1 protein-coding gene is annotated in these 322 nt (G+C 56.2%); it reads left to right on the plus strand.

Features of this window, described 5'->3' with window-relative positions:
* The coding region (locus AC1RPW_RS08285; protein WP_481769487.1) for a hypothetical protein at window positions 1–228 on the plus strand (228 nt) is incomplete at its 5' end.
* Between the last annotated feature and the right edge of the window lie 94 nt (window positions 229–322).

Here is a 322-nt window from a genome sequence, read left to right on the forward strand (position 1 = left end):
TACGTACGTCGTATGGAGGCCGGAATCCTGCACCCGCACGAGCGCGCAGTTCACGAACGATCGCTGGACCAATCGAATATGGACGACTTCGCGTATGACGATTTCGACGACTTTGCACCAATGGATTGGCTGGACGATGATCGTACGCCGGCTACGCGCTCGTACGCCACAGATTTCAACCCGATCGTGGTCAAGCCGCAATCGGCGGTGCTCCTGACTGGTATCTGAAGGAAAACATGAACAAGTTCAATCGATTCACGCGTGGCTTTCTGGTCGCGGTGGAAATCGCGGCTGCGTGCGTCGCAGGCGTAAAGTACTGGTC

Source organism: Dellaglioa sp. CoH-55-MRSF-8 (assembly GCF_056782195.1).